This is a genomic window from Bradyrhizobium sp. Kon58 (assembly GCF_055807455.1).
The window spans coordinates 1-247 of record NZ_JBVVOT010000588.1; the positions used below are offsets into that span (position 1 = coordinate 1).

1 protein-coding gene is annotated in these 247 nt (G+C 60.7%); it reads left to right on the forward strand.

All coding sequences use genetic code 11. From position 1 onward, the window contains the following. Positions 1 to 247 (forward strand): alcohol dehydrogenase catalytic domain-containing protein (locus tag AC0L20_RS41585; protein ID WP_473295924.1); only part of this gene is annotated, 247 nt, incomplete at both ends.

A 247-nucleotide genomic window follows, 5' to 3' on the forward strand; every position in this document is an offset into this window, starting at 1 on the left:
GCCATTCCGACAGTGCAACGGTAGAAAATCTGACGGGAGCCATCAGTTATCCCCGCGTGCCCGGTCATGAAGTCGTCGGGCGAATCGAGGCGATAGGTTCCGGTGTGGATGGCTGGATGATCGGACAGCGTGTCGGGGTCGGCTTTCTTGGCGGCGAAGACGGCAGTTGTCCGTCCTGCCGCCAGGGCGATGGGGTGAACTGCCACAATCCGGTGATCATCGGCATGAACGTTGACGGCGGTTATGC